At 39.4% G+C, this 16,462-nt stretch carries 15 protein-coding genes; 3 read left to right on the top strand and 12 right to left on the bottom strand.

Going from position 1 to position 16,462, the window contains the following annotated elements; genetic code table 11:
* The first annotated feature begins 53 nt into the window (after window positions 1–53).
* A complete protein-coding gene (locus NLF99_RS11515) occupies window positions 54–1,445 on the top strand; it encodes an arginine decarboxylase (protein WP_185213637.1) in 1,392 nt (463 codons plus the stop codon).
* Between the two features lie 81 nt (window positions 1,446–1,526).
* Here the strand turns inward: NLF99_RS11515 and NLF99_RS11510 are convergent, their stop codons facing one another.
* Complete coding sequence (locus NLF99_RS11510; RefSeq protein ID WP_185213636.1) at window positions 1,527–1,772, bottom strand: hypothetical protein; 246 nt, start codon at window positions 1,770–1,772, stop codon at window positions 1,527–1,529.
* A gap of 182 nt (window positions 1,773–1,954) precedes the next feature.
* On the opposite strand from NLF99_RS11510, the gene NLF99_RS11505 reads away from it, so the two are divergent.
* Window positions 1,955–3,070 (top strand): MBL fold metallo-hydrolase, encoded by a 1,116-nt coding sequence (locus tag NLF99_RS11505; protein ID WP_254528335.1) that lies wholly within the window; start codon window positions 1,955–1,957, stop codon window positions 3,068–3,070.
* 4 nt (window positions 3,071–3,074) lie between these two features.
* Here the strand turns inward: NLF99_RS11505 and NLF99_RS11500 are convergent, their stop codons facing one another.
* From NLF99_RS11500 to NLF99_RS11465, 8 genes are all read right to left on the bottom strand, one after another.
* Window positions 3,075–4,196, bottom strand: coding sequence for an ABC transporter permease (locus NLF99_RS11500; protein ID WP_254528333.1), 1,122 nt, complete (start codon window positions 4,194–4,196; stop codon window positions 3,075–3,077).
* Window positions 4,193–5,299 carry an ABC transporter permease gene (locus NLF99_RS11495; protein WP_185213634.1) on the bottom strand — a complete coding sequence of 369 codons (1,107 nt, stop codon included), beginning with the start codon at window positions 5,297–5,299 and terminating at the stop codon, window positions 4,193–4,195. The genes NLF99_RS11500 and NLF99_RS11495 overlap by 4 nt, the downstream gene beginning before the upstream one ends.
* Window positions 5,300–6,046 carry an ABC transporter ATP-binding protein gene (locus tag NLF99_RS11490; RefSeq protein ID WP_254528331.1) on the bottom strand — a complete coding sequence of 249 codons (747 nt, stop codon included), beginning with the start codon at window positions 6,044–6,046 and terminating at the stop codon, window positions 5,300–5,302.
* 1 nt (window position 6,047) lies between these two features.
* Window positions 6,048–6,962, bottom strand: a complete 915-nt coding sequence (locus tag NLF99_RS11485) for an ABC transporter ATP-binding protein (protein WP_254528329.1) — start codon at window positions 6,960–6,962, stop codon at window positions 6,048–6,050.
* 1 nt (window position 6,963) lies between these two features.
* A complete protein-coding gene (locus NLF99_RS11480) occupies window positions 6,964–7,866 on the bottom strand; it encodes an HlyD family secretion protein (protein ID WP_254528327.1) in 903 nt (300 codons plus the stop codon).
* 5 nt (window positions 7,867–7,871) lie between these two features.
* The gene (locus tag NLF99_RS11475) at window positions 7,872–9,167 is read right to left on the bottom strand and encodes a TolC family protein (RefSeq protein WP_254528325.1); all 1,296 of its coding nucleotides are present in this window, start codon (window positions 9,165–9,167) and stop codon (window positions 7,872–7,874) included.
* A 53-nt stretch (window positions 9,168–9,220) separates the two neighbouring features.
* A complete protein-coding gene (locus NLF99_RS11470) occupies window positions 9,221–9,847 on the bottom strand; it encodes a TetR/AcrR family transcriptional regulator (RefSeq protein WP_185213629.1) in 627 nt (208 codons plus the stop codon).
* 117 nt (window positions 9,848–9,964) lie between these two features.
* Window positions 9,965–10,435 (bottom strand): hypothetical protein, encoded by a 471-nt coding sequence (locus tag NLF99_RS11465; protein ID WP_185217235.1) that lies wholly within the window; start codon window positions 10,433–10,435, stop codon window positions 9,965–9,967.
* Window positions 10,436–10,552: 117 nt separating this feature from the next.
* Between NLF99_RS11465 and NLF99_RS11460 the strand changes: the two genes are divergently transcribed.
* Entirely contained in the window at window positions 10,553–12,580 is a 2,028-nt protein-coding gene (locus NLF99_RS11460) for a M3 family metallopeptidase (protein WP_254528323.1), read from the top strand.
* Window positions 12,581–12,612: 32 nt separating this feature from the next.
* Here NLF99_RS11460 and rnhA read toward each other — a convergent pair whose 3' ends face one another.
* The 3 genes from rnhA to lon form a co-directional block, all read right to left on the bottom strand.
* Window positions 12,613–13,119, bottom strand: a complete 507-nt coding sequence (rnhA, locus tag NLF99_RS11455; protein WP_254528321.1) for a ribonuclease HI — start codon at window positions 13,117–13,119, stop codon at window positions 12,613–12,615.
* Between the two features lie 55 nt (window positions 13,120–13,174).
* Complete coding sequence (locus tag NLF99_RS11450) at window positions 13,175–13,708, bottom strand: aromatic acid exporter family protein (RefSeq protein WP_185213625.1); 534 nt, start codon at window positions 13,706–13,708, stop codon at window positions 13,175–13,177.
* 172 nt (window positions 13,709–13,880) lie between these two features.
* Entirely contained in the window at window positions 13,881–16,343 is a 2,463-nt protein-coding gene (gene lon, locus NLF99_RS11445; RefSeq protein ID WP_185213624.1) for an endopeptidase La, read from the bottom strand.
* Window positions 16,344–16,462: the final 119 nt, after the last annotated feature.

The raw sequence follows: 16,462 nt of genomic DNA, 5'->3' as shown, positions 1-16,462 counted from the left end.
TGATTATTTAGGTATTCATCGTGAAAGCATATCTTTGCCAAAAATAATAAAAAATGCAGAGCTATCAGGAATTTCTTGACTTAAGTGTTGGTTTTCCGCAAGACGGATTCGATATCATCGATGACGAATTGTACTTCCACGATTTGAATTTGATGGAAATGATAGAAACGTACGGTACTCCCCTACGTTTTACCTATTTACCCATTATCAGCAAAAAGATACAACAAGCGAAGATCTTATTTCAAACAGCCATGTTGAAATATAATTATCGCGGATCATATAAATACTGTTATTGTACTAAATCATCGCATTTCAAACACATCGTTGAAGAGGCATTGAAGAATGACATCCATTTGGAGACCTCTTCGGCTTTTGATATGCCAATGATTGATGCGCTGGAGAGACAAGGAAAAGTCACCAAGGACATTACAGTAATTTGTAATGGTTTTAAAACCTACCAGTACAAACAATATATCGTCGATATGTTGCATGATGGATACCACAATATCATTCCAGTTTTGGACAATAAAGAGGAATTCAACATGTATGATGATGAAGTTGAGCTTTCTGAACCTTGCAACTTAGGTATCCGTATTGCAGCGGAAGAACAGCCAGATTCACAATTCTATACTTCCAGATTAGGGATCCGTATGGAAGACGTTATCGACTTCTACAACAGCAAGATCGTAGATAACCCGCACTTTAAAGTAAAGCTATTACACTTCTTTATCAATTCGGGTATTTCTGACACACCATATTACTGGAATGAGTTGGAGAAATATGTGACCCTTTACTGTAAGTTCAAAAAGATCAATCCTGATCTGGATACCTTGGATATTGGTGGAGGTATGCCATTTAAAGACTCATTGGTTCATGATTTCGATTATGAATACATGGTCAATGAAATTGTAAACCGCATCAAGCAGATCTGTGCGCACCATGAGGTGGTAGAACCAGATATCATTACAGAATTTGGTAAATACACCGTTGCGGAGGCTTCAGGTATCCTTTATAAGGTATTGGGCAGAAAACAACAGAATGACCGTGAGAAATGGTTAATGTTGGATGGTTCGTTTATCACCAATCTTCCTGATGTTTGGGCTCTGAACCAGAAGTATATTTTGTTACCGATCAACAATTGGGATTCAGAATATGAGCGTGTTAACCTTGGTGGTATCACCTGTGATGGCCAAGATTACTATAACCAGGAAGCACATATGAACTCGGTATTTATGCCGAAAACAAGAAAAGTACAATACCTTGGATTCTTCCATACGGGAGCTTATCAAGAAGTATTGAGCGGTTACGGAGGTATCCACCACTGTTTACTGCCATCACCAAAGCATGTTTTAATCCGCAGAAATAGAGATGAGACATTTAACTATGAGGTGTTTGGCGAAGAGCAAAACTCAAAACAAGTCATGAAATTATTGGGATACCAATAAGCAAGAAGATTTTGAAATAAAAAAAGCAAGTTAACATACATTAACTTGCTTTTTTGTTTTATCGCTAAAACATGCTACCTTTCATCCATCCAGCAACATTAGCCCACTGATCTCTTTTCGTAACGGTCGAGGCAATTGCATAAATACCTCAGGTTTTAAATTTAGTTTTAGGTTTTTTGAGCCTGCAATTGGTAAGACCCAAAACAAATTTTGAAATCCCCCGCCTAACCACTTTCCATCATTAGCGAGGTACTCTTGATACTTCTTGTCCAAATCATTAATTGTTTTAAAAAACGACTGGATCGAAGAATCTTCAATTAAATACATGACTTACTGTTTATGTTAAAGAACTAATGTAAAATTATAAATGATATTTAACTATTCGTTAATTATTTTATTATTTATTGATTAACTTTTACATAATTATTGATATTAAGACTAGGATACTTTAACTAATTCATTTATTGCAATCAGATTACAGATAATACTGTAAATTGTGCCGCATTAACATGAAAAAAATATTTAAGATACTTATGTATATCATTCTTGCCTTAGTCTTGATCATCGCTGTGGCAGTATATTTATTGAGCCGGTCGGATCAAATGGGCGCTTTGGCTTCTGCGGATCGATTGAAAAGAATGGAGCATACCGCCACCTTTAAAGATGGGGTATATGACAATCTAGAAAAAACACCAGCAATCAAGGAAGGTGTAAGCCAAGTCGCTGTATTCAAGTCTTTTTTCTTTGAAAAGGATAAAAGGAATGTTCCTTCAAAACCATTACCGGTAGAGATTACTGATTTAAAAAATATTCCCTTGGACCAGAATGTCTACGTGTGGTTTGGTCATTCCTCCTATTACATGCAATTGGATGGAAAAAGAATATTAGTGGATCCCGTATTGAATGGGAATGCTTCACCGATTCCAGGCAGCGTGAAAGCATTCAAAATGACCCATAAATACAAGGCGGAGGATTTTCCTGAAATCGATATCCTTATCCTTACCCATGATCACTACGACCATTTGGATTATCCTTCCATATTGCAATTGAAAAGCAAGGTCAAGGATGTCGTGACAAGTTTAGGTGTTGGAGCCCATTTTGAAAAATGGGGCTATCCTACTGAACGGATCCATGAGTTATATTGGGGTGAAAAGTTAACCCTAGACAGCTTGCAATTCACTGCTGCGCCAGCAAGACACTTTTCAGGCCGTTGGTTAAAGAGAAATACCAGCTTATGGTCTTCTTTTGTCGTTGAATCCGATTCGTTGAAGATATTTGTAGGTGGAGATTCTGGCTATGGCAAACATTTTAAGGAAATTGGTGAGCAATACGGTCCTTTTGATGTTGCTATCCTTGAAAATGGACAATACAATGAATTATGGAAATACATCCACCTGATGCCTGAGGAAGCTGTTACAGCTGCCCAGGATTTACTGGCGAAAAGAATCATTCCTGTTCATAATTCTAAATTCCCACTTGCCAACCATGCTTGGGATGATCCTATGATCCGAATTAGCAAAGAAGCTAAAAATAAAAATGTTCCCATTTGGACTCCAAAAATGGGACAGCTTATTTACTTAGATAAAGATAATGACACCAAAGAATGGTGGATAGGGGTTGAATAAACCCCTATGATGTTTTTCTATAGTTCCAAATGGCAAGGCCATTCAGCAAAATGGCAAATCCTATAATGATCAAGAAATGATGCTGGATATCCTGAAAGTCACTTCCCTTTAATACAATCATACGGACCACTTCAATGAAGTATGTTACAGGGATCATTTTCGTCACCACATAAGCCCATTGAGGCATGCTGTCAATGGAAGTGAACAGGCCGCTCATCATCATAAAAATCATGATGAAAAAGAATGCGACCGACATCGCCTGTTGCTGGGTTTCGGAGATCGTAGAAATCAACAATCCTAAACCTAAAATCGCAATAAGGTAAATGGACAGGTATCCATACAACCAAAACATATTGCCTACTGGCACTAATCCATATATAAATCTGCCGACCACAAATAATCCAACCGTAAAGACAAACATTCCGATGATCCAAAATGGAATCAGCTTACCGAGGATGAATTGATATTTCTTGATTGGGGTTACATTGATCTGTTCAATGGTTCCAACTTCTTTTTCCTTTACGATATTCAGGGCGCACATATACGAACAGACCATGGTCACTAAAGCGACCAGAATCCCTGGTACCATAAACTTATTGTAAATCAGATAGGGATTGAACCAATTGGAAGAGGTGACATCTATCAGTGAATTGGCAGAAACTCCATTTTGATTGACCCATTTAGTCCGGATATCTTCATTGAAATCCATTATGATCCTACTGAGATAGCTTGATCCCAATCCAGCTTTTACTCCGTTGATGGCATTAGCGGCAATAAACAGCTCTGCAGACTTCTCTTTTATCAGATCTTTTTCAAAGTTTGTTGGAATTTCAAGTATTAAATCCGCCTTTTCACTTTCGATCTGCTTCAACGCTTCTTTAAAGGATTGCCCATAAGCGGTCAACCTAAAATATCCAGAGGCTGTCATCTTAGCAATCAATTGCTGTGAAGCCGGAGAATGATCATGGTCTACGATAGAAACATTGATGTTTTTCACCTCGTAATCCGCTGCAAAAGGTAGAATGATCAATTGCATGATAGGTGCAACAAATATCAAAGGGAGCAATGCTTTATTTCTAAAGATCTGCTTAAACTCTTTTCTCAACAAAAACAACAATGATCTCATTCTAACCTTGTTTTAAAATTTTTCAAACTTAATACCAAAAGGATAACTGTCATCCCTATCAAAATCAAGGTTTCCTTCCATATGGCAGCAATCCCAAGACCTTTCAGCATAATGGATTTTACGATGATATAATACCACTTTGATGGAACCAAATTGGATACCAGCTGCAATGGCATGGGCATGTTTTCGATAGGAAACATAAAACCGGTAAACAACAGGATCGGCAGCATCATCCCCATCATGGAGATCAGCATTGCTGCCTGTTGGGAGTTCGTCACATTGGAAATCAAAAGCCCTACTGACAAGGCACAGATGATCAACAGCGCACTCTCAGCGACCAACAAAATAAGACTTCCATGAATTGGCATGCCCATGAGCGTCACGGCCATGATCAGGATAACTGCCAAGTTGATCAATGACAACATAAAATATGGCAGAGCCTTAGAAACTATTACCAGAAATGGATTAAAAGGCGAAACCAGCAAGATCTCCATAGTGCCCATTTCTTTTTCCTTCACGATAGAAACAGCTGTCATCAGCACACAGATCAACATAAGCACCAATGCCATAATACCCGGAACAAAGTTCATCGCTCCTTTTAGCTCGGGATTGTAGAGCATCCTCAATTCGGTGTTGATGGAATAAGGCATTTCCTGTCCCTGCATCAGATCCATCTGATAATCCATGATGACAGCATTTGCATAGTTCTGAAGGGTACTGGCCGTATTCGGGTCAGAACCATCGGAGATCACCTGGATTTGGGCTTTTTTCAGGTGCATTAAATCCTCATTAAACTTTGCTGGGAACACCACAGCAAGCTTAATATTTTCCTTTTGAAAGGAGTCCTCAATATCTTTATAGCTCATCAAAGATTTCGTGACTTGGAAATTCCGATTGGCTTCAAACTTTCTCGTTATTTCCTGAGTGGCTATATCTTGGGAATAGTCACAGATTACGATTTTTGCATTCTTAACCTCGTTGGTCAGGGCGAATCCGAACAATACGATCTGCACGATCGGTAATCCAAACAACATCAGTAAAGTCTTTCTATCCCTGAACACATGGTAGAATTCCTTACGAACGAAGGACATAAACTGTTTCATCTAATCTCCCTTCCTTTTAGCGGCGCGAGCCAGTTCATAAAACACGTCATCCATGGTTTCCGCTTTATATGTTCTTTTAAGGTTTAGCGGGCTATCCAAAGCTTTTATCTCTCCATCCACCATCATCGAAATCCGGTTACAGTATTCCGCTTCGTCCATATAGTGGGTAGTGACAAAAATGGTTATCCCACGTGCTGCAGCAGCATATATCAGGTCCCAAAACTGCCTTCGGGTAACGGGATCCACTCCCCCGGTCGGTTCATCCAAGAAAACAATCTTTGGATCGTGGATGACAGCAACGGAGAAGGCCAACTTTTGCTTCCATCCTAAGGGCAAGGAGGCTACCAATTTCTTGGCTTCATTTTCCAGACCTAAGGTCCTTAACAGTTCAGTCCGTTTATCTTTCAGCTGCTTGTAATTGAGGCCATAGATACCGCCGAAAAAATCAATGTTTTCATTAACCGTCAAGTCCTCATAGAGCGAAAACTTCTGGCTCATGTAGCCTATATTTTTCTTGATTTCCTCCGTCTGTTTATAGATATCGAAACCAGCAATATTGGCATTTCCAGAACTTGGTTTTGAAAGACCGCAAAGCATTTTCATGGCGGTGGTTTTGCCTGCACCGTTGGCACCCAAGAAACCAAAGATTTCACCTTTATAGACCTCAAAACTGATGGAGTTGGTCGCAATGAAATCGCCAAATTTCTTAGTGAGCTTATCAGTCTTTATTACAACTTCGTCTGTCATGTTAGTTCATTAGGTTAATGAAACAATCCTCAATATTGGGTTTGATTATCTTGATATCCAATCCCAGATGGTTTTGATTTCCAAGAGATTTCAGCAGCATTTCTTCTGCATGATCGCTATCTTCTTTGAAACTGATATGATGGTACTCACCAAAGGCATTGCAGGTTTTGATATTGGGATTATTTCTGAGATCAACCAATAGTTTGCCCATATTATTAGCTTTGATGGCATACAAAGGGTCTGGATACTGCTTTATGATTTCATCTGGAGACTCAACGCTTAGAATCTTGCCATTTTGTATCAAGGCAATACGCTCGCAAAGGGTAGCCTCGTCCATGTATGGGGTTGAAACCAAGATCGTAATCCCTTGATCCTTTAGCCTAGCCAACATGTCCCAAAACTCTTTCCTCGACACCACATCAACTCCTGTTGTCGGTTCATCTAAGAATAAAACCTCGGGCTTATGGATCAGGGCGCAGCACAAGGCTAGTTTTTGTTTCATTCCCCCAGACAATTTACCCGCCCGTCTATCCTTGAATGGTTCGATCTGCACATAAATATCCTTGATCAGATCATAGTTTTCCTCAACCGTAGTTCCAAAAACTGACGCGAAGAAATTAAGGTTCTCCTCAATGGTTAGGTCTTGGTACAGTGAAAATTTACCGGGCATATAGCCAACTAGCTTCCTGATCTGTTTATAGTCTTTGACAACATCTAAACCTGCTACACTTGCAGTACCTTCTGTAGGCAACAGAAGAGTAGTCAAAATCCTGAAAATACTTGTCTTTCCTGCTCCGTCCGGACCAATTAGACCAAATAGCTCACCCTTTTTCACAGAAATATCCACATGATCCACAGCGGTGAGTGACCCTTTATTGTAGGTTTTTACCAGATCAACTACTTGCACCATATCCATATCAGATAAACTTTATTTCAGCATACATGCCAATCTTATACCTTCCATCATTCTTTACCTTGACTTTGATAGCATAGACTTGATTAGCCCTTTCGTCTTTGGTCTGTATAGTCTTCGGAGTAAACTCTGCTTTACTGTTAATCCAAGTGATGATCCCCTCAGAAGTATGGTATCCACCGTTTCCATCATCAGTCAACACCTGAACCTTTTGGTTCAACTTGACATTTGGAAGCTGATTGCCGGTAATATATGCCCTCAATATCATGCTGGACAGGTCGGCGATCTTATAGAGTGGTTTTCCCATGCCTGCAGATTCGTTCACTTCGGCATATTTAGTCAAGACCGTCCCTTGGACAGGATTCACGATTTTAGATTTCTTTAATTGATCTTCCAATTGATAGATCTGCACTTCCAAAGGCACGACCTCCTTCCCTATACTTTGATTTGAAATCGAAAGGCTGGATTGTTGTGCTTCTAACTGTCTATTGAGCAATTTTATCTGCGCATTGATATCATCTAACTGCTTAGGGGTCGCTGCGTCACCAGCGATCAGGTTTTGGGTCCTAATTCTCTCCCTTTCTAAGTGCTGGATTTGTTCTTTAATGGCAGATAGCTGGACAGGTATATTCGGTTTCCTACTTAATCCAGCCCCAACCTGAGCCTCTAATTGGCGCTTTTTTAGATAGGTCTGCACCGTATCTATATAGCCAATTTGTTGCCCCACAGCTAACTGGTCCCCTTCTTCTAGATTAAACTCTTTGATGGTTCCATTCGCCTCAGCAGAAATTATGGTCTCTATTGCCTCAAAACTCCCTGAGGCATCGAAGGTATCTTTATCATTTTTACAGGATCCCAAAGCCAGTATTCCAGTACTTAGGAACAAATATATTTTCAGTCTTTTCATTATGATTAGTTTTCTGCTTTTCCAGATGTTGTTTGTAAGTTATATTGAGCCATTAAGAGTTGAACTTCATGCAAGGCGAGGTTCTGTTTTGCCTGTTCCACCACATTCACCGAAATAAGGTAATCGTTGCTGCTGGCAGTGCCATAATTCAACTGGTTCAATGTAGAATTCTTTACTTGCTCCCGAAGGTCGATTATCTCTTGATCGGTTTTCAGCAATTCTTGAAACTTAGACAGTTCTGTTTGCTGTTGCGAAAGGCTCATTTTTGTATTGAATAGGAAAGTTTCCTCTTGCACATCCAATATCCGTTGGTTGTTCTTTATGATATTCTTTTCATTTTTCTGGGTATAGAAACTGTTCAGGTTCCAAGCCAAACGCAATCCGGCAATATAAAAGCCTTGCGTTTCGGGATTCAGCATATTCAATGCCGGCTGCCCAACACCACCTTGAACAAATAGGCTAAATTGTGGCAAAGACTTATTATCAATCAATTTATTCTGAACATCAAGAGATTTCCTTTGTAAAGAAAATAAGGTCTGTTCCGGCCTATGGATTTCATAATTCCATTGCAAGGCAGCTGGAGTCTGTAATTTGGTGTCAGGACCTAGCTTTTGTCCAATCATTACACCTAGAACTTCCAGATAAGCTTTCTTGTTGAAATCCAATTCTGTAATTCTTTGCTCAGCTTTCAATTTTTCCGCTTTCAGATTACTAGCAGAACTCCTAAGCGCAACACCATTGGCAACCGCAGTTTCCATTTTTTCAATGCCGCTCTGTAGGTCTTGGACACTCAGATTAATCTGTTCTTTTTGTCTATCCAAAAGCAATACGGCAAAATAAAGGTTATTGATCCTTTCTTTCAGCTTGTACATTTCCACCTCAACTTTTTGGTTTTCGACGGCAGAACTGGCATTTAGGTTTTCCTTTTGGTCCTTGAGATTAAAAAGACCAGTCAAGGATTGAGTCAGCTCAGCATAAACCTTATATTGACTCTTGCTTATGCTTGGGATATCCATATTGGGAAGCTTAATAGGCATCGATGTCACATCAGATTGATGTGTTGCCTGACCGGCCACAGACAACTGTGGCATGACAGCCTTTTGAGCATTATCCAAGGAAAACTCATTCGTCCTTGATATGAGATCTTGTTGCTTGATTAGTGGGTAATTGGAGCGAGCTAAAGTGTAGCAATCCTCCAAAATCAGTTTCCCTATCTCACTTTGGGCAATAGCGAAGCTATTCCCTATTCCCATAAAAAGAATAAAACTTAAAACTTTCGTAAAGATATTTACCTTAATCATATATTTTAATATATTGATTTAAACAATTGACCAATTTATAGACAAAAAATAGACTATGCTTTAAACATAGCCTGCACCCAAATGGGAATCAACTTCTTACGTTCTTCCATCAAGGCAAAAAATTCATTGTTGTTGAGCCCCGTTCCGTTCATGATCATAGGTTGAGCAATAAAAGGAAACAGGACCATACCCAAAACGTTCATAATAAATTGAATAGGACTAACCTCCTTCAGGGTTCCATTCTTTATTTCCTCATCCAATTGTTGGACAAAGAATGATTCTCCTAAGATTTCACGGACAGGAATTTTCTCGAGAATATTATTGACATTGGATCGGATCTCACTCACGATAAATCCAGGAATCTCGGGTTTATCCTTTATCGAATCGATATAATGCTCAGCAATGGCACTGACTTTCTCCAATAAGGTAGACTCATGGTCATTTAATACCAAGACCAAGCCTTTCATAAACTCACCTAGTGTTTCCAGCATAATGAGTTCGAAAAGCTTTTCCTTACTTCTGAAATAATAATTTAAAAGGGATAGGTTGATTCCTGCTTCATCAGCAATATCTCTGGTCCTAGTCGCTGCATATCCTTTCTTATGAAATACAATGCGCGCTGCTTCTTTTATTTTGTCTTCGGTTGATGTATCTAATTCCTTCTCTTCCTTCTTATTCATCTTTTGGCTTTTCACTTGAGATTGCCCAAAGGTAAGAACATTTAAGAGAATTAAACAAATATTTTAATCAAATGACCAAACTTTTTAAAGAAAATGAACTAAACAACCAATGGAAGCTTATTTTTTATGTAAAATCATCCCATGATCAAACCTCAAACTGTCCATATTTTTGAAAACAAACTTCGAATCGATCTCTTCCACATCGCCAAAGCCTTCAATCAACCCTTCTGGAACAATTCCAAAAACTGTCTCCCTAACAGAGTTTACCCCTTCTGACATAAAACTATATTCACCCACCAATAAAGAATCCTTGATTACTCCTCGGAATTCTCCATGGTTCTTGTCTTTTTCTTGAAAATTATAGCTTAATGGTCCAATAAGAGAGTCGTTTTGACTTTTCAGATCCAATAAAATCGTATCTCCATTTTCATCAAACACATATTTTCCGGCCAATTCTGAAGCGGTCCATTCATCTGCCACAGCATCATTTTCTTTGTTGTCTTTAGCCTCCTGTCCAGAATTATTACAAGCACTCATACTTAATACCAAAACCGGGACAACAAATAATGACTTAGCGATATTTCTCATGTTTATCTTTTTTTTATTGTTATAACGTATAATGATACGTAATGTTTCCGTAAAATCTTGATAAATCTATATTCCAGACCCATTTCCAGTAGATTTATATTTGTAACTTTATATACTATGAATATTCTTACAAAGTCTTTCGAGACGAATTATAATACAGCTCCCTTTTCCCAAATCAAAAACGAAGATTACGTTCCAGCCTTTCAGGAAGCAATAGCTGAAACTAAAGGGGAAATTGAACAGATTGCATCAAACACTCAAGCAGCAACCTTTGAAAATACGATCGAGGCACTATCCTTCTCTGGAATGCAATTAGATCGGATTTCCAATATATTTTTCAATCTCCATTCTGCAGAAACGAATGATGAATTAGAAAAGATTGCTGTACAGGTAGCTCCCATGTTGGCAGAATTAAGCTCCGACATCACCTTGAACTATGAGTTATTCCTAAAGATCAAGGAGGTATATGATCAAAAAGACAACCTAAATCTTAGCCCTGAACAAGAAACTTTATTGACCAAAAACTATAGAGATTTCGTTCGCAATGGCGCCTTGCTATCGGACGAAAAGAAAAAAGAACTCAGGGGAATCGACCAGGAAATGTCGGTATTGAAATTAAACTTCGCAGAACATGTATTGGCGGATACCAATGCCTATCAATTACATATCTTGAAAAAAGAGGACCTGCATGGCCTTCCTGATTCTGTGATCGAGGCAGCACATGAACTCGCAAAAGAAGAAGGCAAAGAAGGCTGGATTTTCACCTTAGACTATCCTAGCTACATCCCATTTATGACCTATGCCAGCAACCGCGAATTGCGAAAAGAATTGGCAATCGCTGCTGGTAAAAAAGGCTTTCAGGACAATGCAAACAACAATGAAGAAATAATCCTAAAAATTGCCAAACTGAGACATCAACGGGCTAAATTATTAGGTTATGATTCCCACGCACACTTCAAATTAGAAGAACGTATGGCTCAAAACCCCAATACCGTTACTTCATTTTTGAATGACCTCCTTGCAAAAGGCAAACCAGCAGCATTAAAAGAATTTGCCGAATTGAGCCAATATGCAAAAGAAAAGGATGGTTTAGACCATTTAGAAAAATGGGATGGCAGTTATTATTCAGAAAAACTGAAACAAGAACGTTTCAATCTGGATGATGAAAAGTTAAGGCCATATTTCAAATTAGACAATGTCTTAAATGGTGTATTTGAAATTGCCCACCGTCTCTATGGCTTGAATTTTAAGGAAATCCAGAATATAGACAAATATCATCCAGAAGTACAGACCTATGAGGTAAGTACAGATGAGGGTGATTTAGTCGCGGTTTTCTATGCAGACTTCTTCCCCCGTAAGGGCAAGAGGAATGGCGCATGGATGACCTCCTACAAATCGCAATATATTAAAGATGATCACAATGAGAGACCTCATGTTTCGATCGTCTGCAACTTTACTCGACCTACTTCAAGTAAGCCCTCTTTGTTAACATTCAACGAGGTTACCACCCTGTTCCATGAATTTGGCCATGCCTTACATGGCATGTTGGCAGACACGACCTATCCTACCCTTTCCGGAACTTCCGTTTTTTGGGACTTCGTCGAACTTCCAAGTCAAATTATGGAAAACTGGTGCTATGAAGAGGAAGCTTTAAAACTTTTTGCCAAGCATTATGAAACTGGCGAAACCATTCCCATGGAATACATCCAAAAAATCAAAGATTCTGCTTCCTTCTTGGAAGGGCTGACAACGGTCAGACAGTTGAGCTTCGGTCTTTTAGATATGGGTTGGCATGGACAGGACCCAAGTGCTATCAGCAAGGTGAAAGATTTTGAAACTCAACAGTTCGCGGAAACTGCGATCTATCCCGATGTCAAGGAGAATGTCATGTCCACATCTTTCTCCCATATCTTTGATGGCGGTTACTCTTCGGGATATTACTCCTATAAATGGGCAGAGGTCCTGGATGCAGATGCTTTCGATTATTTCCAACAGAAAGGTATCTTCAATCGGGAGGTTGCAAAAAAATTCAAGGACAATATTCTTTCAAAAGGCGGTACGGAACATCCAATGAAACTCTATAAACAGTTCCGTGGAAAAGAACCGTCCGTTGATCCTCTTTTGAAACGTGCTGGATTGATCTAATCCATATCGAACATAAATGAAAAAGGCTTAGATTAAATATCTAAGCCTTTTTGCAATTCTGATTCAAACACAGAATCTATTTTCCAGGTGGACTTATCTTTTGATGCCTTAACAGCCAATTGGTCACATCGCTCGTTTAGCGGATGCCCAGCATGGCCTTTTACCCATACCAACTTGACCTTATGCAGTTTATATACATTCATCAACCGCATCCAAAGGTCTTTATTCTTCTTTCCTTGAAATCCTTTCTGAATCCAGCCATACACCCATTTTTTATCAATGGCATCGATGACATATTTCGAATCCGAAAATACGGTCACTTGCTGATTGAGGTTCTTCAAGGCTTCTAGACCAATGATAACTGCCAATAATTCCATTCGGTTATTGGTCGTTTTCCTAAAGCCTCCAGAAAATTCCTTTTCGATTAGTTTACCTTGAAATTCAGGATTTGCCCCTTGATAAATTGCCCTTAAGATAGTTCCATAACCACCAGGACCAGGATTTCCGCTGGATGCGCCGTCAGTATATAATTCAATCATTGCTGTAAAAATAACGATTTAATTGTAAGTGATGGATTTATATTGTAACTCGCTGTTAGGCAGGCTCTGTAAATATCTTGTATTTTTCCCGCATGAATTGAATCACTCCTGAAGATACAATCACGATCGTCAACCCTATAATACAGCCAATGCCCGTCGATAGTGCACGATAGATTGGCGTATAGGCAATCTGTGTATGGTGAGGTTCTATCATGATGATCAATAAGGCCACGATTGCTACCCTTGCCATGTTCAGGATCTTGAATCCCCAACATAGGAAAATGGTCAGCACGATACCTGTCATAATAGAATATACCGACTTTGGCAACAGCCAAACACAGCCCATGGCTACGACCGACCCTACAAAATTCGACTTAAATCGCTCAATTGAAAGCCTTTTCGAATCCTTTTCCTCAGGAGAAATAACTAAAATAATGGATAATAATGCCCAGAAGACCTCAAACTGTTTAAACCTTAGATACAATAAGTATCCAATAACAAAACCAATCAGACACCGGATGATATAAATTAATAGAGGTGAGGTAATGACCCGCTTGACAAACCTCGCTGTATTACTGTTGAGATTCATTGCCGCAAAAATACTGTTTATTAAATTATAATTAAAATTAACCTCATAAGATTGAATGACCCTGACAAACCGATTTGGAAATCAGCGCTTAACAAGGAAACCGTCGATCCTACAAACAATAAAAAAGGCACAATTTTGAATTAATTGTGCCTTAGATATTATGCAATATAAATTAGTAATTTTCTCGATTTAATTGTTTTGCGTTCTTAACTTTTTCATCCAGTAGCGCCAATTTAACCACTTCACGCATCTCGCTTACATAATGGAAATTCAAGTCTTTGATATAATCTTCCTTGATCTCCAAAATATCCTTTTGGTTGGACTTACTCAAGATGATATCCTTGATGTTTGCACGCTTAGCCGCTAATATTTTCTCCTTGATCCCTCCTACTGGCAATACCTTGCCACGTAAAGTGATCTCACCGGTCATAGCCAATTTTGGTTTTACCTTATGTTGGGTAAACAAGGATGCCAAGGCAGTCAACATGGTGATGCCGGCAGATGGTCCATCTTTAGGTGTAGCACCGGCAGGCACGTGAATATTCACATCCCATTGATCGAAGACTTTAAAATCAATTCCAAACTCATCAGCATGAGAGCGTAGGTAGGCCATTGCAATGGCAGCAGATTCTTTCATCACGTCACCTAAGTTACCCGTCAAGCTCAGCTTCCCTTTTCCCGGGCTCAAGCTAGATTCAATAAATAGGATATCACCGCCAACCGAAGTCCAGGCTAAACCAGTTACAACCCCAGCGATATCATTGTTCTCATACAGGTCCTTGTCAAAGATCGGTGGACCTAAGATTTCCTCCACATCCTCTGCCGAAAGGTTATGATCATACGGTTTTTCCATCACGATCCTCGTTGCAATACCGCGTACGATCGAACCGATTTTCTTTTCCAGACCACGGACACCCGATTCACGGGTATATTCTTCAATGATTTTCTCAATCATCTTAGGTTTCAGAGCAATGTCTTTTGCTTGGATACCATGCATTTCACGCTGCTTAGGCAACAAGTGTTTCTTGGCGATCTCAATCTTCTCCTCAATGGTATAACCATTGACTTCAATAATCTCCATACGGTCCAAGAGTGCAGGCTGCACACCGCTCAATGAATTGGCAGTGGCAATGAACATCACTTTGGAAAGATCATATTCCATTTCCACATAATGATCGTAGAAGTGGGTATTTTGTTCAGGATCCAAAACCTCCAACAAAGCTGAAGAAGGATCACCTTTAAAATCAGAACCTATTTTATCAATCTCATCCAAAACAAACACAGGGTTTGAAGCACCTGCTTTTTTCAAGGATTGAATGATACGCCCAGGCATGGCGCCGATATAAGTTTTTCGATGCCCCCTGATTTCCGCTTCATCACGGATACCTCCCAAGGCCATACGGGTATATTTTCTTCCTAAAGCTTTAGCAATAGATTTCCCCAACGAAGTCTTACCAACTCCTGGAGGCCCTACCAAACATAAGATTGGAGCTTTCATATCATTTTTCAGCTTCAAGACAGCCAAATATTCAATGATACGTTGCTTCACTTTTTCCAGACCATAATGATCTTTGTTCAAAACCTTTTCTGCTCGAGCCAAATCGAAATTGTCCTTGGTAAATTCACCCCATGGCAAATCCAACAACAATTCCAAATAGTTCAACTGCACCGAATAATCAGCAGCAGCGGGATTGATACGGGCCAATTTCTCCAATTCCTTTTGGAAATGTTTGCCCACATCCTCTCTCCATTTTTTCGCTTTTGCCCTTTTCTTCAGTTCTTCGATTTCAAGGTCCGGGGTATTCCCTCCCAATTCCTCCTGAATGGTCTTCAGTTGTTGGCTCAAGAAATAATCGCGTTGCTGCTTGTCTAAATCAATCCTTACCTTATTTTGGATTTGATTCTTCAGCTCCAACATCTGGATTTCAGTCGTCAAATGCTCCAACAATTGTTTAGCACGCTTCACAAAATCCTTGATTTCCAATAAGTCCTGTTTCTGCTCCAGCTCCAATGAAAGATTTGAAGAGATAAAGTTCACCAGGAAAGTAGGACTTTCAATATTCTTGATAGCAATTCCTGCTTCACTTGGTAGGTTTGGCGATAGTTGAATGATCTGCAAAGCCATTTCCTTCACAGAAGAGATCAAAGCCTTGAATTCTTTACTGCTCGTTTTTGGTTTATCCTCCGGAAACTTCTCTACACGAGCGATCAGGTAAGGCTCAGTTTGAACCAATTCCTTTAGTTTCACACGCTGCTTACCCTGAATGATCACCGTTGTGTTACCATCAGGCATCTGAAGGATCTTGATGATATGGGCTACAGTCCCTACTTTGTTCAATTGTTCAAAAGTAGGATCCTCAACCGTCATATCTTTCTGCGATACCACAGCAATAGTGCGATCACCCTTATAGGCATCCTTTACCAATTTAATAGACTTATCTCGACCAACCGTAATAGGGATCACCACACCCGGAAAAAGAACCGTGTTCCTAAGGGGTAGAATCGGGAGTTGATCGGGAATTTCTGCATTCCTCATTTCATCCTCATCCTGTTGAGTCAATAAGGGAAAGAATTCAGTTTCTTCGTTTATGATAGGTAACGTTTGATTAAAATTGAATGAATCAAATTTGTTCATATGTACATGTCCAGCTTGCCGACATCTTGTCAGACGATCAGCTATTTTTTATTTTAAAATTAATGAACTCATATAGTGCAAGCAAAGTGCCAAGTCCGAAATTTGGTACATTTTATGCT

It is taken from the genome of Sphingobacterium sp. LZ11T8 (assembly GCF_024261425.1).
GTDB lineage: Bacteria > Bacteroidota > Bacteroidia > Sphingobacteriales > Sphingobacteriaceae > Sphingobacterium.
Note: the sequence above shows the minus strand (reverse complement) of the source record. Positions and strands in the feature narration are given on the sequence as shown.